20 protein-coding genes are annotated in these 17,947 nt (G+C 68.1%); 16 read left to right on the forward strand and 4 right to left on the reverse strand.

All coding sequences use genetic code 11. The features are described from left to right. Positions 1-239 precede the first annotated feature (239 nt). Positions 240-2,042 (forward strand): proteasome ATPase, encoded by a 1,803-nt coding sequence (gene arc / locus DL991_RS42410; protein ID WP_125789996.1) that lies wholly within the window; start codon positions 240-242, stop codon positions 2,040-2,042. A 56-nt stretch (positions 2,043-2,098) separates the two neighbouring features. Here arc and DL991_RS42415 read toward each other — a convergent pair whose 3' ends face one another. Further along, positions 2,099-3,010 (reverse strand): DMT family transporter, encoded by a 912-nt coding sequence (locus DL991_RS42415; RefSeq protein ID WP_125789997.1) that lies wholly within the window; start codon positions 3,008-3,010, stop codon positions 2,099-2,101. A gap of 142 nt (positions 3,011-3,152) precedes the next feature. Here DL991_RS42415 and DL991_RS42420 point away from each other — a divergent pair, with 142 nt between their 5' ends. From DL991_RS42420 to DL991_RS42430, 3 genes are read left to right on the forward strand one after another with little or no spacing between them, the layout of a single operon-like run. Next, positions 3,153-3,497 (forward strand): hypothetical protein, encoded by a 345-nt coding sequence (locus DL991_RS42420; protein WP_125789998.1) that lies wholly within the window; start codon positions 3,153-3,155, stop codon positions 3,495-3,497. Further along, positions 3,494-4,447, forward strand: coding sequence for an aldo/keto reductase (locus tag DL991_RS42425; protein WP_125789999.1), 954 nt, complete (start codon positions 3,494-3,496; stop codon positions 4,445-4,447). Before DL991_RS42420 ends, DL991_RS42425 begins: the two co-directional genes overlap by 4 nt. A gap of 55 nt (positions 4,448-4,502) precedes the next feature. Then, positions 4,503-5,108, forward strand: coding sequence for a hypothetical protein (locus tag DL991_RS42430; protein WP_125790000.1), 606 nt, complete (start codon positions 4,503-4,505; stop codon positions 5,106-5,108). On the opposite strand, the gene DL991_RS42435 is transcribed toward DL991_RS42430, so the two are convergent. Continuing rightward, positions 5,105-5,620 carry an NUDIX domain-containing protein gene (locus DL991_RS42435; protein WP_125790001.1) on the reverse strand — a complete coding sequence of 172 codons (516 nt, stop codon included), beginning with the start codon at positions 5,618-5,620 and terminating at the stop codon, positions 5,105-5,107. The two genes, DL991_RS42430 and DL991_RS42435, sit on opposite strands and share 4 nt — an antisense overlap. Before the next feature lie 43 nt (positions 5,621-5,663). Here DL991_RS42435 and dop point away from each other — a divergent pair, with 43 nt between their 5' ends. The 4 genes from dop (at position 5,664) to prcA (ending at position 9,166) form a co-directional block, all read left to right on the forward strand. Further along, positions 5,664-7,166, forward strand: coding sequence for a depupylase/deamidase Dop (dop, locus tag DL991_RS42440; protein WP_125790002.1), 1,503 nt, complete (start codon positions 5,664-5,666; stop codon positions 7,164-7,166). A 97-nt stretch (positions 7,167-7,263) separates the two neighbouring features. Continuing rightward, complete coding sequence (locus DL991_RS42445; protein WP_037319666.1) at positions 7,264-7,458, forward strand: ubiquitin-like protein Pup; 195 nt, start codon at positions 7,264-7,266, stop codon at positions 7,456-7,458. A 73-nt stretch (positions 7,459-7,531) separates the two neighbouring features. Then, entirely contained in the window at positions 7,532-8,368 is an 837-nt protein-coding gene (gene prcB, locus DL991_RS42450) for a proteasome subunit beta (RefSeq protein ID WP_125790003.1), read from the forward strand. A gap of 51 nt (positions 8,369-8,419) precedes the next feature. Beyond that, positions 8,420-9,166: a proteasome subunit alpha gene (gene prcA / locus DL991_RS42455; protein WP_125790004.1), complete on the forward strand. Its 747-nt coding sequence runs from the start codon at positions 8,420-8,422 to the stop codon at positions 9,164-9,166. A 183-nt stretch (positions 9,167-9,349) separates the two neighbouring features. Here the strand turns inward: prcA and DL991_RS42460 are convergent, their stop codons facing one another. After that, the gene (locus DL991_RS42460; RefSeq protein WP_125790005.1) at positions 9,350-9,988 is read right to left on the reverse strand and encodes an RICIN domain-containing protein; all 639 of its coding nucleotides are present in this window, start codon (positions 9,986-9,988) and stop codon (positions 9,350-9,352) included. A 286-nt stretch (positions 9,989-10,274) separates the two neighbouring features. Here DL991_RS42460 and DL991_RS42465 point away from each other — a divergent pair, with 286 nt between their 5' ends. Next, positions 10,275-11,249, forward strand: coding sequence for a helix-turn-helix transcriptional regulator (locus tag DL991_RS42465; protein WP_125790006.1), 975 nt, complete (start codon positions 10,275-10,277; stop codon positions 11,247-11,249). Here DL991_RS42465 and DL991_RS42470 read toward each other — a convergent pair. After that, positions 11,246-12,724 carry a bifunctional phosphatase PAP2/diacylglycerol kinase family protein gene (locus DL991_RS42470; RefSeq protein ID WP_125790007.1) on the reverse strand — a complete coding sequence of 493 codons (1,479 nt, stop codon included), beginning with the start codon at positions 12,722-12,724 and terminating at the stop codon, positions 11,246-11,248. The two genes, DL991_RS42465 and DL991_RS42470, sit on opposite strands and share 4 nt — an antisense overlap. Positions 12,725-12,871: 147 nt before the next feature. On the opposite strand from DL991_RS42470, the gene pafA reads away from it, so the two are divergent. The 7 genes from pafA (at position 12,872) to DL991_RS42505 (ending at position 17,809) form a co-directional block, all read left to right on the forward strand. Then, positions 12,872-14,230, forward strand: a complete 1,359-nt coding sequence (gene pafA, locus DL991_RS42475) for a Pup--protein ligase (protein ID WP_037319655.1) — start codon at positions 12,872-12,874, stop codon at positions 14,228-14,230. Between the two features lie 89 nt (positions 14,231-14,319). Then, complete coding sequence (locus DL991_RS42480) at positions 14,320-14,787, forward strand: hypothetical protein (protein WP_125790008.1); 468 nt, start codon at positions 14,320-14,322, stop codon at positions 14,785-14,787. After that, entirely contained in the window at positions 14,784-15,029 is a 246-nt protein-coding gene (locus DL991_RS42485) for a hypothetical protein (RefSeq protein ID WP_125790009.1), read from the forward strand. Before DL991_RS42480 ends, DL991_RS42485 begins: the two co-directional genes overlap by 4 nt. Then, complete coding sequence (locus tag DL991_RS42490; RefSeq protein WP_125790010.1) at positions 15,029-15,352, forward strand: hypothetical protein; 324 nt, start codon at positions 15,029-15,031, stop codon at positions 15,350-15,352. Before DL991_RS42485 ends, DL991_RS42490 begins: the two co-directional genes overlap by 1 nt. 24 nt (positions 15,353-15,376) lie before the next feature. Next, on the forward strand, positions 15,377-16,135 hold the full coding sequence (locus tag DL991_RS42495) for a hypothetical protein (protein WP_125790011.1): 759 nt from the start codon (positions 15,377-15,379) through the stop codon (positions 16,133-16,135). Continuing rightward, positions 16,132-16,692 carry a hypothetical protein gene (locus DL991_RS42500; protein ID WP_233599331.1) on the forward strand — a complete coding sequence of 187 codons (561 nt, stop codon included), beginning with the start codon at positions 16,132-16,134 and terminating at the stop codon, positions 16,690-16,692. The genes DL991_RS42495 and DL991_RS42500 overlap by 4 nt, the downstream gene beginning before the upstream one ends. 76 nt (positions 16,693-16,768) lie before the next feature. Then, positions 16,769-17,809: an oxidoreductase gene (locus DL991_RS42505; RefSeq protein WP_125790012.1), complete on the forward strand. Its 1,041-nt coding sequence runs from the start codon at positions 16,769-16,771 to the stop codon at positions 17,807-17,809. The last annotated feature ends 138 nt before the right edge of the window (positions 17,810-17,947 follow it).

The raw sequence follows: 17,947 nt of genomic DNA on the forward strand, positions 1-17,947 counted from the left end.
ACCGGAAACCCGTTTGCACCCGGACGGAGCCGGGTATTCCGCCGCAGGTCAGGGTAGGTGGACGGATTGTGACCATGGGAGTGTCCGACCCGGCACCGGGATGGCCCCTTGCGCGTGGTGAAGGTACGTGCTGCGGGATCGTCCGGAACGCGACGCGCCGATCTTGTGATGCGGAAAGGCCTTTTATTGTCGGTGATCGCCGGTACCGTGGAATGAAAAGCACTCCGAGGAGGTGCCCGATGCATCATGACCTTCCCGGAGGTCGGCGCGAGGAGGCCGACCCTTCAGAAACGACCGGAGCCGAGATCACGTCCGACGAGCAGGCACGTCAAGTTCGCTTCCTCGAGGAGGAAGTCGCCCTGCTGCGCCGGAAGCTCACCGATTCGCCACGTCAGAACCGAGTGCTGGAGCAGCGACTCGCCGAGGCGTCGGAACGAGTGAGCCAACTCACGGAACGCAACACGAAACTGGTCGAGACGCTCCGCGAGGCGCGTGGCCAGTTGCTCGCGTTGCGGGAGGAGGTCGACAGGCTGGCCCAGCCTCCGAGCGGTTACGGCGTGTTCGTGACCGCGTACGAGGACAACACGGTGGACGTGTTCACCGCGGGCCGCAAGATGCGGGTCTCGGTCTCACCAGCGGTCGAGGTGTCATCGCTGCAGCGCGGACAGGCGTTGCGGCTCAACGAGGCGCTCACCGTCGTCGAAGGCGGCGACTTCGAGCGGATCGGCGAGGTCTGCGCGTTGCGCGAGGTGCTGGCCCCGGACGTCGAGGGCGGCAGCCTCCGTGCGCTCGTGGTCGGGCACGCGGACGAGGAGCGGGTCGTCCTGCTCTCCGATCCGCTGGCCGAACAGCCCCTCAAACCGGGCGATTCCCTGCTGGTCGACTCGAAAGCCGGCTATGCCTACGAGCGCGTGCCGAAGGCAGAGGTCGAGGATCTCGTGCTGGAGGAGGTGCCCGACGTCCAATACGAGGACATCGGTGGCCTCACCCGGCAGATCGAGCAGATCCGTGACGCCGTCGAGCTTCCGTTCCTGCACGCGGATCTCTACCAGGAGTACCAATTGCGGCCGCCGAAGGGCGTGCTGCTCTACGGGCCTCCTGGCTGCGGTAAGACCCTCATCGCCAAGGCGGTGGCCAACTCGCTCGCCAAGAAGGTCGCGGAAGCCCGCGGTGACAAGGCGGACGGGAAGTCCTACTTCCTGAACATCAAGGGTCCGGAGCTGCTGAACAAGTTCGTCGGGGAGACCGAGCGGCATATCCGCCTGATCTTCCAGCGGGCTCGGGAAAAGGCCTCCGAAGGCACCCCGGTGATCGTGTTCTTCGACGAGATGGACTCGATCTTCCGCACCCGCGGTTCGGGCGTGTCCTCCGACGTGGAGACCACGATCGTCCCGCAGCTGCTCTCGGAGATCGACGGTGTCGAGGGCCTGGAGAACGTCATCGTCATCGGCGCCTCCAACCGTGAAGACATGATCGACCCGGCGATCCTGCGGCCGGGCCGGCTCGACGTCAAGATCAAGATCGAGCGTCCGGACGCCGAAGGCGCGAAGGACATCTTCTCCAAGTACCTGTCCGATGGCCTGCCGATCCACGCGGACGACCTCGCCGAGTTCGGCGGGGACCGCAGGGCGACGTTCGACGCGATGATCCAGCACACGGTCGAGCGGATGTACGAGGAGACGGACGAGAACCGGTTCCTCGAGGTCACCTATGCCAACGGTGACAAGGAAGTCCTGTACTTCCGCGACTTCAACTCGGGCGCGATGATCCAGAACATCGTGGACCGGGCGAAGAAGTCGGCGATCAAGTCGGTGCTGGAGACCCAGCAGCCCGGCCTGCGCGTGCAGCATCTGCTGGACGCGATAGTCGACGAGTTCGCGGAGAACGAGGACCTGCCCAACACCACCAACCCGGACGACTGGGCCCGGATCTCCGGCAAGAAGGGCGAGCGGATCGTTTACATCCGCACGCTCGTCACCGGCAAGAACCAGGATTCGGGGCGGGCGATCGACACCGCCACGAACACCGGTCAGTACCTGTAGAGGGCAAGCCGAAAGGGCCCTTCGCCGCAGCGCTTGCGGTGAAGGGCCCTTTCGCGTCACACGGGGACGGGTTCCCGGACCTTCTTGCGCACGCTCAGCCGTCCGTGTGCGGCCAGGATGCCGAGGACGACGAGCAGTGCGCCGACAGGCTGGTTCCACGCCAAGGGTTCGTCGAGGACCAGGACACCGAGCAGTACGCCGACGACAGGTGTGAGGTAAGTCACGGCAGACGCGTTCGACGCGCCCCACGCCGCGATGATCGACGCGTTCCAGGCGTAGGCGAGCCCGGTGCCCAGCGCGCCGAGGGCGATCATGCTGAGGACGATCGGCGTGTCGAGGCGCACCGGCGTCGTCGCGATGAACGGTGCGAGCAGCAGCATCACGACGGCACCGCAGCAAACCTGCCCGAGTGCGATCGTCGGCGCGTCGAGATTCCGCCAGGAGATGAACCGTCGCACGTAGACGAACGAGATCCCGTAACAGGTCGTCGCGCCGAGGCACGCCAGTTGTGCGGTCAGTTCGTGGGAGACGTCGATCCCTTGCCAGACCCCGACGATGGTGAGCACGCCGAGGAAGCCGAGGATCAGGCCGGCCGTCCGGGCCTTCGTGAACCGTTCCGACGGCAGAGCCGCGGCGGCGATGAGCATGGTGATCAGCGGGGTCGTCGCGTTGAAGATGCTGGCGAGTCCGGACGAGATGTACTGCTCGGCCCAGGAGAACAGGAGGAACGGGATCACGCACAGCAGCACGGAAACCACCGCGAGATGGCCCCAGAGCGCCGGATCACGGGGGAGTGGCTTGCGGCGCCAAGCGGCGATGGCGATCAGGGCCACCGCGCCGAGGCAGACGCGCGAGAGCGCCACCTGAGCGGGCGACAGGCCGGTGAGGCCGACCTTGATGAACAGAAAACTCGCGCCCCACACGATCGCGAGTGCCGCGAACCGGATCGCGATACTGAAACGTCCCAATTGTCCTTCTCCCGAGTTCGCGTCTTCCGGCTCAGTGAATCGGGAATCCACTGTGTACTCCAGCGGTTTTCGGACGACGTGTCCCACATCTCCGCGTGGCGGTCCCGCACGCCGTGCGTATAACGACCTATACTCATCGGCCGTGAGCGAATCCGCTGGGCGCCCGCGCGCGCCGATCACCGAGGCCGATGTCCTGGCGTGGCTGGAAACGACGGCGGCCGCCGTACGAGCGGGGGAGGTGAGCGCCCCGGAACTCATCGAGATCCTGGGGGAGCTGCGCCGCGCCTCCGCGGCCTGCGCCGACGCCTCCGACTGGGCACTGCTCGCCGCCAGGGAGGAAGGCGCCAGCCTCCGTCAGATCGCGCCCGTCTTCGGCAAGGGTTACGTTCGAGCCCCGGCGGCCCGCCTCGAAAAGCTCCATCGGCAGGCGCAGAACTCGAGCCAGTGGCTCGCGATCCTCCGCCACAAGAACGAAGGAGCCCGGTGACAGCCTCGGAAACCCACGTCGGCGACCGGATCGCCGTCGGACTGGCGGCGCTCGGCAGGCCCGCGTACATCAACCTCGGCCCGGCCGACGCGCTGCCGCCCGGACGCGGGTTCGAGGCGATGCGCGCGGCGACCTACGACGTACTGGACGACGCGTACCGCGCGGGCGTCCGGTGGATCGATGTCGCCCGTTCGTATGGTTCCTCGGAGGAGTTCCTCGCTGGTTGGCTAGCCGATCGCGCCCCCGCGGACGTGACGGTGTCGAGCAAATGGGGCTACCGCTACGTAGGGGAGTGGAAGCTCGACGCGGAGGTGCACGAGGTCAAGGAGCACACCGCGGCGCGGTTCGGCGAGCAGTGGGCGGAAACCGTTGACCTGCTGGGTAAAGCGGTCTCCCTCTACCAAGTCCACTCGCTCACTGTGGACAGTCCGCTGTTCGATGACGACCGGTTGATCGGCGCGCTGGCCGAACTCGCCGCCGACGGTGTCCCGGTGGGGTTCTCCACCTCCGGCCCCGCGCAGGCCGACGCGGTCCGCCGGGCGTTCGAGCTGGAGGTCTCCGGAACGCCGGTCTTCAGTGCCGTGCAGTCGACGTGGAACCTGCTCGAACCCTCCGTCGGCCCGGCGCTCGCGGAAGCGCACGCCGCCGGGAAACGGGTGCTGGTCAAGGAAACCGTCGCGAACGGACGGCTGGTGGTCGAGCCGCCGCCACCGCTCGCGCGGATCGCGCGGGAGCACGGGGCCGGTCCGGACGCGGTGGCGATCGCGGCCGTGCTGGCGCAGGACTGGCGGCCGGTCGCGGTCATCGGCCCGTCGAGTACCGCCCAGCTCGCGGAGAATCTCCTTGCCACGCAGGTGAAGCCGACCGCGGACGAACTCTCGGAGCTGGCCGCGCTCGCGGAAGAACCGGTCGCCTACTGGCGGCACCGGTCCTGCCTCGGCTGGCATTGAGGGGCTGGACTACTCTCGCGGCAAACGTCTGGCGGGTCACCGGGGAGGCTTGAGGGTGCGTCATCGGCAGGTGCTCGCGGTGGCGACGGTCGCGCTGTTCGGTTTGTCGGGCTGCGCGGACCGCCCCAACGACCTCGACACCTATTACGACGACCCGGCGCCGACGCCCACGGTCGAACCCGCGCAGCCGTCGGTGAAGCCGCAGGCCGCGCCGGTGCCGCCGTCCTCGACACGAGCTCCGGTCCCAGCGGCCGTTTCCGCGGCGCTGCTGACCGACGAGGACGTCGTCGAGGAAGAAGTCGTTCCCGGTGAGAGCAAGGTGTCCGGCTGTCTGACCGGACTCACCCGCGCCACGAGCCGCTCGGCGACGTGGTCGTATCCGAGCGGCTCGACACTTGAGCACCAGGTCACCGAGTACACCGACCGTGACGCCTCGGACGTCGTCGCCCAGGCGGACTGCGAAGGCAAGAAGCTCACGCTGACGAAGCAAGCCGGCGTCGAGATCCAGCGTGCCTGGTGCGAGGGCACGACGTGCACGGTGTTGCTCGCCAAGGGGAAACTGGTCTCCGCCCTCAGCGTGACGGCCGGAACCGAGGCGCGGGCGACGGACGCGGCGAAGCGGCTGTTGCCGATCGTCGCGCAGCGCCTCCGTTCGGCCTAGGCCCCTTCTCGCCGGAACCACTCCAGCGCGCCGAGACGGCCGTCCGGGATGAACCGGCTCTCCGGATCGTCGAGCCACGAACGCAACTCGGCCAGTGTCAGCCAACGTCCTTCCACGACTTCGGACGGTTGGTGGACGAAGGGGCCGTCCCAGCGCGTTTCGAACGCGAAGTTGTGGCAGCGGATCGTGTCGTCGTCGGTGACATGGACGAAAAGCGGCCGCAGTTCGACTCCGTGAACACCCAGTTCTTCGGCGAGTTCCCGGCGCGCGCACTCCTCCGGTGTCTCACCCGCCGCGACGATGCCGCCCGCCCAGCAGTCCCAAGTGGAGGGATAGACGTCCTTCGTGGGAGTACGCAGGTGCACGTAAACGGAACCTCCGCCACTCGAACGGACCAACACCACGCCCGCCGCGTGCCACAGTCCCTCGGCGCGGACCCGGGACCGGGTGCCCGCTCCCACCGCGGTTCCGTCGAGGTCATAGAGCGCAACGAGTTCGTCACTGCCTGACATGGGGGGCATCGTCGCACGGCCCCGACCCCGTAGGGTGGTGGGTATGCGGCGGATCATGGGAACCGAAGTCGAGTACGGCATCGCGGTGCCGGGCGACGCGACGGCGAACCCGGTACTCACCTCGACCCAGGTCGTGCTGGCCTACGCGGCCGCGGCCGACATCCCGCGGGCGAGGCGGGCACGGTGGGACTACGAGGTGGAATCGCCACTGCGCGACGCCCGCGGGTTCGACCTGACCGGCCCGAGCGGCCCCGGGCACGATCCGGACGTCGAGGACCTCGGCGCGGCGAACGTCATCCTGACCAACGGGGCGCGGCTGTACGTCGACCACGCGCACCCGGAGTACTCGGCCCCCGAGGTGACGAACGCGCGCGACGCGGTCATCTGGGACAAGGCGGGCGAACGGGTCATGGAGGAGGCGGCGCGCAAGGCAGCCACCGTCCCGGGTCAGCCGCCTTTGCAGTTGTACAAGAACAACGTCGACGGCAAGGGCGCGAGCTACGGCACGCACGAGAACTACCTGATGCAGCGCTCGACGCCGTTCACCGCGGTGATCGCGGGGCTGACGCCGTTCTTCGCGTCCCGGCAGGTGATGACCGGTTCGGGACGGGTCGGTGTCGGGCAGCAGAGCGAGGAAGCCGGTTTCCAGCTGTCGCAGCGCTCCGACTACATCGAGGTCGAGGTCGGCCTGGAGACGACGCTCAAGCGCGGGATCATCAACACTCGCGACGAGCCGCACGCCGACGCGGACAAGTACCGTCGTCTGCACGTCATCATCGGCGACGCGAACCTGGCCGAGTACTCCACGTACCTCAAGGTCGGCACGACGGCGCTGGTGCTGGACCTGATCGAGGCGGGCATCCGGTTCGACGACCTGAAGCTGGACGAGCCGGTGCGGGCCGTGCACCAGATCAGCCACGACCCGACGCTGAAGGCGAAGGTGTCGCTGGCCAACGGGCGCAAGTACACCGGGCTGGACCTCCAGTTCGCCTATCACGAGATCGCGTCGGCGAACCTGGAGCGCACCGGCGCGGACGAGGCCTCCAAGGAGGTCCTGCGGGTCTGGGGCGAGATCCTGGACGCACTGGCGCGGGACCCCCAGGAATGCGCGGACAGGCTGGACTGGCCGGCGAAGCTGCGGTTGCTCGAGGGCTACCGCGCGCGGGACCAGCTGGCCTGGGGCGCGCCGCGGTTGCGGCTGGTCGACCTGCAGTACTCGGATGTCCGCTTGGACAAGGGCCTGTACAACAGGCTCGTCACCAGGGGTTCGATGAAGCGCCTGGTCACCGAGGAGGAGGTGCTGGAGGCGGTCACGACGCCGCCTTCGGACACCAGGGCCTATTTCCGGGGCCGCGCGCTGGAGAAGTACGCCAACTCCATCGCCGCGGCGTCCTGGGATTCGGTCATCTTCGACGTCGGCAGGGAATCGCTGGTGCGGATCCCGACGTTGGAGCCGTTGCGGGGCACGAAGGCCCACGTGGGGAAGTTGCTGGACGACTCCGCGACCGCCGAGGAGCTGGTGGAGGCGCTCACCGGTTCGGACTAGCGGGATTTCCTTTCATCGGGGTTAAGCGATCACGGATCCCACGGAATGTCGGGACCGCTGGGTAGGCTAGGAAACATCGGCCACACCGGGAGGCGAGATGGCTCAGGAAAAGATCGAAAAGCACGGCGGCGGCGACTCGGACGAAGAGTTCGAGGACGGCGGTCCGGCGGGTCAGGAACGGCGCGAGAAGCTCGGCGAGGACGTCGACACGATCCTCGACGAGATCGACGACGTGCTCGAGGAGAACGCCGAGGACTTCGTCCGCGCCTACGTGCAAAAGGGCGGCGAGTAACTCGTCTTCCGGCGGCCAGGGCGGCCGCCTGTGCGGAGCCGGCGGATCACACAGATTGGAACTTTGAGCACGTATGGAACACACCTCGGGTAAGTCGGCGCTGCCCGCCGCGTACTTCTCGTCGGCGACCTCGTCGTTCTCGGACTTCCTTCGGGCGCAGGCGCCCGAGCTGCTCCCGGAGCGGCGGGTCTCGACCGGGGCGGGTGGGCTGGACGCCCCGCACGGGACGACGATCGTCGCGGTCAAGTTCGCGGGCGGGGTGCTGATCGCCGGTGACCGGCGGGCCACGTCGGGCAATCTGATCGCTTCGCGTGACATGGAGAAGGTGCATCTCACCGACGAGTACTCGGCGGTGGGCATCGCGGGCTCTGCCGGGCTCGCGATCGAGATGGTGCGGCTGTACGCGGTCGAACTGGCGCACTACGAGAAGATCGAGGGTGTTTCGCTCTCGCTCGACGGCAAGACGAACAAGCTCGCCGGGCTGGTGAAGTCCAATCTCGAGATGGCGATGGCGGGGCTGGCCGTGCTGCCGTTGTTCGTCGGGTACGACCTCGACGCGGAGGACGCTAAGCACGCGGGCCGGATCGTCTCGTACGACGCGACCGGCGGACGTTACGAGGAGAGCGCCGGCTACCACGCCATCGGCTCGGGATCACTGTTCGCGAAGGGCTCGCTGAAGAAGCTGTACGACCCGGACGCGGACGTCGAAGCCGCGATCCGGACGGCGGTGGAGGCGTTGTACGACGCGGCGGACGACGACACCGCGACCGGCGGCCCGGATCTGGTACGCCGGATCTTCCCGACGATCGTGACGGTCACCGCGGAGCAGGGTGCGGTGGCGGTGCCGCTCGAGCAGACGACCGCGGTGGCCGAGGCCATCGTGGCCGCACGAGCCGAGCGCGGGCGCTAGCCCTCTCCCTGTCCCCTTCCCGATGAGAGCCCGAAAGAGCGGAGCACCACAGTGACGATGCCGTTGTACGCCTCTCCCGAGCAGCTGATGCGGGAGCGTTCCGAGATCGCGCGCAAGGGCATCGCGCGCGGCCGGAGCGTGGTCGTGCTCAAGTACCGCGGTGGCGTGCTGTTCGTGGCCGAGAACCCCTCGGCGACGTTGCACAAGGTGTCGGAGATCTACGACCGGATCGGTTTCGCGGCCGTGGGCCGCTACAGCGAGTTCGAGAACCTTCGCGTCGCCGGCATCCGGCACGCGGACCTGAAGGGCTACCAGTACGACCGGCGGGACGTCAGCGCGCGTGCGCTGGCGAACGCGTATGCCGCGACGCTGGGCAGCATCTTCACCGAGCAGCTGAAGCCGTTCGAGGTGGAGGTTTGCGTCGCCGAGGTCGGCGCGACCGCGGCCGAGGATCAGCTGTACCGGCTGACCTACGACGGTTCGATCTTCGACGAGCCGAAGTTCGTCGTGATGGGCGGTCAGGCCGACACGCTCACCACGAAGCTCAAGGACAGCTTCGAGTCCGACATGGAGCTGGAAGCGGCGCTCGGCGTCGCGGTGAAGGCGTTGCGCGCCAACACACCCACGCCCACGAACGGCGACTCGGACCCGGTGAAGCTCGAGGTCGCCGTCCTGGAGCGGGATCGGCGCGGACGTAAGTTCCGCCGGGTCGCCGGCGCCGCGCTCGACGCACTTCTGCCCCCCGAGCCGGAGGAGCCCGCGGAGGACGAAGCCGAGGGCGAGTCCAAGAAGGACTGAGTCTCAAGTACAGGAAGGCCCCCTTCCTTGCGCTGGACGCAAGGAAGGGGGCCTTCCTGCTGCTCCCGATGTGGCAGGTGCCTCCCATAGCCGAACGCCGTGAAGGCCTCCTTCCCTACCTTGAGAGTAGGGAAGGAGGCCTTCACGGCGTCAGGTCGCGTCGGTCAAGCGACCGGTTCGGCCTCAGGCGGGGCCGTTGCCCCACCACTGGCTGCGGCCACCGGCGATGAAGCTCCACAGCTGGAGCCGCGTGCCGTTGGCGGCCGAGTTGCCCTCAGCGGTCAGGTAACGGCCGCTGCTCGGGTTCTGGAAGCGGACGTAACCCTCGGGGTTGACGGTGCCGCCCCACCACTGGTTCTTGGCACCGGCGATGAAGTCCCACAGCTGGACGATGGTGCCGTTCTTGTTGATGGTGTTGAGGTCCGCGTCCAGGTAGCGGCCGCTGGCCACGTTCTGGAAGCGGGTGTAGCCCTCGGGGTTGTCGGTGATGTAGAACGCCTGGTGATCCGCGTCGAAGTTGCAGTCCCAGAGCTGCATCCTGGTGCCGTTGCGGTTGATGGTGTTCAGGTCGGCGTCCCAGCACTTGTTCGCGTCGAGCCCGGACGGGATGAGGAACATGTCCGCGTCGGCGACTCCGGCGGCCTGCGTGCGCGCGCCGGTGGAGGTGCGCTTGACCGGGATGAGCTTCATCCCGTGCACGCTGACCGTCTTGAACCCGTCGCCGGTGGGCTGCGGGGCCGCGGTGGCGGCGGGTGCGGTGACCAGGGTCAGGACACCCGCGGCGGCGGCGATGATTCCCGCCAGGCGCTTCATTTTCGTCATTTTCTTTCCCCTTTGTGGAAAGCGTTTTCTCCCAGTGAGGTGAAGGGAAAAGGCAGCCGTCGTCAGGCCGCGGCGAATCACGGCCCGAAGGCACTGCCGGTGAATCCCCCTCGTGGAAGGCTCCGCGTAAACCCCCGAGAAGCGGGCCTTCTCCGAACATCATTCAGGTCTGAACCACGGCCGTCGAGGAGATTTCCGGGAGCGGCAAAAGGGCAGTTCAGCGATGTAACGGAATGGCCTGGTTCGCGATCACACGGCGACGACTTCGAGCAAGGCGAGGGTATCCGTGCGAATCGAGCTGACGTTGCAGGACCTGACACGCGTCCGGCTCGCGCCCGAAGCGGATCCCTTGGCCGAACTGGTTTCCAGTCTTCAGATCCTGCAGCGGCGCGACGCAGGCTCGGCGTTGTTCAACCGGTGGCGGCACCGTGTCCGGCTCGGGCTGATGGAGTCGGCTTCGGTGCTGCTGTGGTTGTGCCGGCCGTACGCGCCGATTCCGGCGTTTCTCGTTCCGGAAGCCGACGAAGCCGGTTTGGAGGCGGGGCTCGCGGAGATCGCCCGGACCGACTCCGTGGGCTTGAAGGCGGCGTTGCGCGATGTCGCGGTGAACCGGGAGCTGCCCGCGTGGGCGGCCGGATTGCCGGATGGGGACACCGCCGGGCTGCCGAAGCTCGTCCAGGCGATGCAGGACTATTTCGACCTCTCGCTGGCGCCGGGATGGGAAGCGGCGCGGGCCCAGGTGGACGCGGACCGGGGGATGCGTGCGCAGCTGATGCTGAACGAAGGGGTGGACGCGGCGCTGACGAGCCTGCGGCCGCTGGTGCGCTGGTCGTCCCCGGTGCTGGAGGTCGGCGACGGGATCGTCGGCTCCTGCGGCGCGGACGGCGCGGGGCTGATGATTTCGCCGACGTACTTCGCGGTGTGCCCGGTGGTCGTCCCGGCGACGGACCGTGGACCCGTCCGGCTGCTCTACCCGTCGGTGCGGCAGGCGGCCCAATCGACCGGGTACGGCCGCGACGTACGAAGATCGCCGGACACCGCCCTGGCCGCCCTGCTCGGGCCGACCAGGGCGGCGACGTTGGCTGTTCTCGCGGTCGGCCGCAGCACGTCGGAGCTGGCCGCCCAGCTCGGCGTGAGTCCGTCGGCGGTCAGCAAGCACACCTCCGTGTTGCGGCGCGCGGGGCTGATCACCACCGAACGTGACCGCAATGCGGTGCTGCACTCGTTGACGCCGCTGGGCAGCGCCCTGCTGGAGGCTTAGAGCCGGTAGATGGTGAGCGCGCTGGGCCGCGACCGGAAGCGGAAGTCGTTGCCGAGCGGGCCGACCTCGCCGTCGGTGGCGACGCGGCGGTTGCCGTCGAGCAGCCGGACGTGCAGCTCCGGGACGTCGAGTTCCTGGTAGACGTGGCTGGCGTTGAGGCTGTTCGTGATCGTGGCGAGGATGAACCGTGCCCGCGAGTACGGCACGTCGGCCCGCAAGTAGCGGACGTCGAGAAGACCGGTGTCGAGCGCCGGGCGGCGCGAAGGCGCGAGCCCCTTCGGCGAGTAGGTGCCGTTGCCGACGAACAGCAGCCAGATGCTGGTGTGCTTGCCGTTGAGGGTCACTTCGAGCGGTTTCGCGCGCCGGAGGGTGCGGGCGAGCGCGATCGCCGCGGACGGCCACTTCGGATGCCGCTTCTGCAGCCTTTCCCGGACCCGGACCATTTCCGGGTAGCCGCCGAGACTGGCGGTGTTCACGAAGTAGCGATGGTCGTCGCCGTCGTTGATCTCGACCTCGCCGAGGTCGACGCCGACGGCGTTGCCCGCTTCGGTGGCGGCGTCCGCGTCGGGCATCGAGCGCATGCCGACGTCGCGGGCGAAGTGGTTGAGGGTGCCGGCCGGGATGAGCGCGAGCGGCAGGTCGTGGTCGGACGCGACGGCGGCCACCGCGGCGACCGTCCCGTCACCGCCGGCGACACCGAGCGCGCGCACGGTGTTGTCACGGGCGGCGATCTCGTCGCAGAGCTGCTCGCGCAGATCCCGTTTCGCGTCCGGGTACAGGATGGTGGCCTTGGGCCAGGCGAAGCGGGCTTCCTCGGTCGGGTCCTGGCCGTCGATTCCCGAATGCGGGTTGACCAGGACGAGCATGTCCTCCCCGTCGCGCATCTCCGGCGCTTCGGCGGTGTGCGCGGTGCGTCCTGGGACGTCGGGGTGCAGCGGCCACCAGTGCCGTGTCAGCAGGCCGGCGCCGATACCGATGCCGATGCCCACGCCGACGTCGCTGGGCCAGTGGACGCCTGTATGGACCCGGGAATAGGCCACGGCGGCGGCCAGCGGGACGAGTGCGGCGCCGGTCTTGGGCGATTCCATCGCGACCGCCGTGACAAAGGCCGCGGCCGACGCCGAGTGACCGGACGGGAACGACGACGAGGTCGGCCGCCGGACGAGGCGCCGGTGCATCGGCACTTCTTCGGCCGCGGGACGGCGGCGGGGGAACAGCGGCTTGCCGATCAGGTTCGCCGCGGCGCTGGCCCCGGCGATGGCCGCCACGCCGCGGAGCGCGCCCCGGCGCGTCGGCCCCTTCTTCGCCGCGAGCAGGACCGCGACACACCACCAAAGCTTGGATTTGTCCGCACTTTTGGAGAGCGAGGTGATCACGTCGTCGGCCCGCGTCCTCGGGAGCGCGGAGCTCCGGGCCATCAGCCTCCGGTCAGTCCTTCCGACCTTGCGGAAAGGGCGTTTGAGCTGCTTTAACACGGATTCACCGCTTCCGGGTCGGGACGTCATGCGCGTGATACCCGATCGGGACTTCCCGCACACCTTTCACCGAATGCAACGTACCGACCGCGTGTCGCCGCCCGAACGGCGCACCGTCACCGGGCCCTCACCGCCTACTCTGGTGGAATGCAGCGGCGGATCTTTGGCATCGAGACCGAGTTCGGGGTCACGTGCACCTTTCATGGGCAACGCAGGCTCTCCCCGGACGAAGTGGCGCGTTACCTGTTTCGGCGTGTCGTGTCCTGGGGGCGTTCGTCGAACGTCTTCCTGTCGAACGGCTCGCGGCTCTACCTCGACGTGGGCTCCCACCCGGAGTACGCGACGGCCGAATGCGACGACCTCGTCCAGCTCGTCACCCATGACAAGGCCGGGGAGCGCATCCTCGAGGACCTCCTCGTCGACGCCGAGCGGCGGCTGGCGGACGAGGGCATCGGCGGTGACATCTTCCTGTTCAAGAACAACACCGACTCGGCGGGCAACTCCTACGGCTGCCACGAGAACTACCTCGTGACCCGTGCCGGGGAGTTCTCCCGGATCGCCGACGTGCTGCTGCCGTTCCTGGTGACCCGGCAGCTGATCTGCGGCGCGGGCAAGGTGCTGCAGACGCCGCGCGGCGCGGTTTACTGCCTGTCCCAGCGAGCGGAACACATCTGGGAAGGCGTCTCCAGCGCCACCACGCGCTCGCGGCCGATCATCAACACACGCGACGAGCCGCACGCCGACGCCGAACGCTACCGGCGCCTGCACGTGATCGTCGGCGACTCCAACATGGCCGAACCGACCACGATGCTCAAGGTCGGCTCGGCGCATCTGGTGCTGGAGATGATCGAGGCGGGTGTCCAGTTCCGCGACTTCACCCTGGACAACCCGATAAGGGCCATCCGCGAGATCAGCCACGACCTCACCGGCCGCCGCCAGGTGCGGCTCGCCGGCGGCCGCGAGGCGTCCGCGCTCGACATCCAGCGCGAGTACCACGCGCGTGCCGTCCAGCACGTCAAGGAGACCGGTTCGTCGCCGCAGTCCGAGCGCGTCGTCGAGCTGTGGGGCAGGGCGCTGGAGGCGGTCGAGCAGCAGGACTTCAGCAAGATCGACACCGAGATCGACTGGGCGATCAAGCACCGGCTGGTCGAGCGCTACCGCAACAAGCACGACCTCGACCTGTCGAGCCCGCGGATCGCCCAGCTCGACCTGGCCTACCACGACATCCGGCGCGGCCGTGGCATCTTCGACTTGCTGCAGCGGAAGGGCCTCGTGCGGCGGGTCACCGACGACGGCGAGATCGAACTGGCCAAGGACACCCCGCCGCAGACCACGCGCGCGAAGCTGCGCGGCGACTTCATCGCCGCCGCGCAGGCCGCCGGGCGTGACTTCACCGTGGACTGGGTGCACCTCAAGCTGAACGACCAGGCGCAGCGGACCGTGCTGTGCAAGGACCCGTTCCGTTCGGTGGACGAACGGGTCGAAAGGCTCATTTCCTCGCTCTGATCGACCCCCGGCTCAGAGCCGGCCGACACGCGATCGTCACTCCAGGTACCGTGGAGGTCGCTGTGGGTTCTGAGCCGGGGAGGGCGAGGATGGACGACGAGCGGTGGGCGTTCGAGGAAGAGCTGGAACAGGACGACGATCCACCGAGGTCGTCCGCCGCTGAACCGGTTCCCGAACCCGACCGGATCGCCGGGCGGGATCAGGACGGTGTCGTCACCGTGGTCGTCTCACCGGATGCGGACGTCCTCGCTCCGGAGTGGAAACGGTCGGTCGACCCGCGCGGGCTGCACAACGCCGTGGCAGCGGCGGCGAACGCCGCCACCATCGCGGCTTTGGCCCGGCAAGTGGACGACGTCGCCCGCAATCCGCCCGCCATGCCGACCTTCGGTGCGACACCGGCGTCCATCGCCGACGAGTCCCCCTCGGCACACAAGACATGCTTCGTCTCGTGGAAGCCGCGACCGCCGAGTTGGCACAGTTCACTCAGCGGGCCGCCGAGGTCGTCGACCGCCGCATCTCCGCCGAGAGCGGTGGTGGCCATGTCCGTGGCTCGGTGACCCATGGGCAGATCGTCGACGTGGAAATGGACCAGGCCTGGGTGGCGCAGGTCCGGACGGGCGAGATCGAGAGCGAACTCCTCGACGTGCTCCGCCGGCTTCGCGGGGCCAGTGCTCCGGCGGGCCTCGCCGACGGCCCGCAAGGACCCGCGATCGCCGAGATCATGGGCCTGCTCTTCGACCCGCACCGGATGGCGCGCCGCGTCGGTCTCGAACCGTCGATCAGCGAGGAGCGGCCGTAATGGCGGACGACTACGACATCGCGCTGGCGCTGGACGCACTTCGTTCCGACGCGAACGTGTGGGACAGGGCCGCGGACGATCTCGCCGCTCCTCGTGCGGCGATCGATCCGCTGGGCCTCGGACCCGGCGACGTCATGTCGTACGCGGCGGCGAAGGGACTCGACAAGCAGTACAACCAGGCCCGCGCCCTCATCCAGGACATGATCGACCAAGCGGGAAGCAACTTCCGCGCGCTGTCCGCCTCCTTGCGCGCGGCCGCCGACCGGTACGCCCACGACGAGGACCAGCACGCGCTCGACATCGATCGCGCCGGCCGCGGCTAGCGAAACATCCGAGGGGAATCCGCCATGACGGCCGCTGGAGCGAATCCGGTCATCGATCAGTCGATGGAAAAGCTTCGTGAAATCGAAGACAAGATCCGTGCGTTGTTCGACCAGGTGAACAGCGTGATGAGCTGGGTGCCGGACATCCTCTCGGATCTGATCGAACCCGTCCGCCGGGTCATGAACGAGCTCAACCAGAAGGTGACCGAGCTATGGGACGCGACCAAGAAGTTCGTCACGGACCGTGGAGATCCCGCCAGGCTGAGGCAAGCGGCCGCCGAGTGGTCCGATCGGATCGGTAGCGGTATCGGCGAGATCGCCGGCTCGGTATCGCTCGACAAGCTCAAGACGAACATCGAGTGGAGTGGCAAGGCGGCCGAGACATACAAGGTCACTGTGCCCGCTCAGGTCGCGGGGCTGAACTCTCTCAAGGATCTGGGGTTACAGATCCGGAACTCGCTCGTCAACCTCGCCAATGGTCTGGAGAGTTTCTGGCTTCAGATATATGGGACCCTTTCGGCTTTGGGCATCGCTGTCGCCGTGGCCATCGTCAGTGCCATCAGCGTTGTCGGCATCCCGGCCGCGGTCGTGATTCTGATCGGCGTGCTCGGCGCCGGCATCGCGTCGATCTTCACCACCATCAGCGCGGTGGATTCACTCACCAACAGCATCGGGGTGGAACAAACCGCTATCGAGGACAAGGTGAACTCGCTCGGTGCCACGTGGCCAAGGACCAACACGGAATCGATGTCGCATTCATCGGACTGGAAGCGGCAATCGTGACCTATCCGACCGTGTGGCCGACGGAGCCCTATCGTCCGCTCCCACCCGCGATGATCGGCGCCATTCGCGAAATCGCCACCAGTCTCGGGATCGGAACGGGTGCCGTCGGCCTGACCATGGTGGTGGTCATCCAGATCGCGGGGCGGATTCTTCCGACGTCGAGTGACGGCGCCAATGTCGTCACCATGGGAATGGCTACTTTCGCGGCCGTTGCGCTGTTGTTGTCGGGTATCGCCATGATGACGGTACGGTCGCTCGTGAGAACCGGCAGCGTGGAGACGAAAGGCGCCATCCTCCTGCGAGGAGTCGAGGCGGGGTTGTGCGGCGGTGCTCTTTTCGCGACGGCGATCTTCTTGATCTTTTATGTTTCCCGTGTCGCCTCATCCGGTCGATACGACCCCCAGGACAGAATCGAAGTAACGCCCGGCATAGTGATGTACACGCTCCTGCCGGTTCTCGCCCTGATCCTCACGATCGTCAACGCCGTTGTCGCTCACCGGTTGCTCTTCCCGACGGTCGAGAAGGTGCGGAATCATCTTGAGCGGGAGTCCGGCTGATTCGGGTCTCGCCAGGTCGCCGTCGAGCAGACTAGGGTTGCCCGCGCGGTTCTTCGACCGAGGGAGAGGTGCGCCGATGCGCCGTGCGTTGCTGGTCCTGCTGGGAGCGGTCGTCCCGTTGGCGTTCACCGGGGTCGCGCAAGCCGCGCCGGAATGTCCCGAGCCGAGGTGGACGGAGACTCCGACGGGTACGGACGCGCAGTTGCGCGGACTCGCCGCGGTGGACTCGCGCACGGCGTGGGTCAGCGGGAGCGGGGGCACCGTACTGCGCACCACCGACCGTGGCCGTTCCTGGAAGCCGGTCGCCCCGACGGGCACCGAGGCGCTCGACTTCCGCGACATCGAGGCATTCGACGCCGATCACGCCGTCGCCCTGTCCATCGGGCCTGGCGACGCGTCCCGGATCTACCGTACCGACGACGGCGGCAAGAGCTGGCGACTGTCCTTCCAGAACAGTGACCCGGCCGCCTTCTACGACTGCGTCGCGTTCTTCGACCACCGGCGCGGCCTCGCGATGAGCGATCCGGTGGACGGCAAGTTCCGATTGCAGTCCACTTCGGACGGCGGGCGGACCTGGCAGCCCGTGCCGTCCGAGGGGATGGTACCCGCGCTCGACGGCGAGTTCGGGTTCGCCGCCAGCGGCCAGTGCCTCACCACCTCGGGCCCGCGTGATGCCTGGATCGCGACCGGCGGTGGCGCCCGCGCGCGGGTCCTGCACTCCGGCGACGGCGGGAAGACCTGGGAGGCCGCGGACACCCCGTTGCCCAGTGGCGCCTCCGCCGGGGTCTTCTCGGTGACGTTCCGGGACCCGCGGCACGGCGTGGCCATCGGTGGCGACTACGCGGCGCCGAACGCGCCGGGTCCGGCGGTCGCGCTGAGCGCCGACAGAGGACGCACGTGGCGGACACCGCCCGAGGCGCCGGTCGGCTACCGCTCCGGGCTGGCCTGGCTGGGGAACACGGTCATCGCCGTCGGCCCCGGCGGGAGCGATCTGAGCCCGGACGGCGGACGGCACTGGAAGTCGTTCGACACCGGATCGTTGGACTCGGTCGACTGTGCTCGCGGCGCGTGCTGGGCGAGCGGGGCGAAAGGCAGGGCCGCCCGGCTCGGGTCGTGAGCGGCGCTCCGTGAAGGCCTCCTTGAGGGACTCTGGGTCCCTCAAGGAGTCTCGGGGTCATGGGGTTGTTGCAACACCGTGTGATGGAGGGCGGGGTTGTGGTGGTGCGGGTTCATCGGTGGTTGCCGCGGTCGGTGC

The sequence above is a fragment of the Amycolatopsis sp. WAC 01375 genome, assembly GCF_003947325.1.
GTDB lineage: Bacteria > Actinomycetota > Actinomycetes > Mycobacteriales > Pseudonocardiaceae > Amycolatopsis.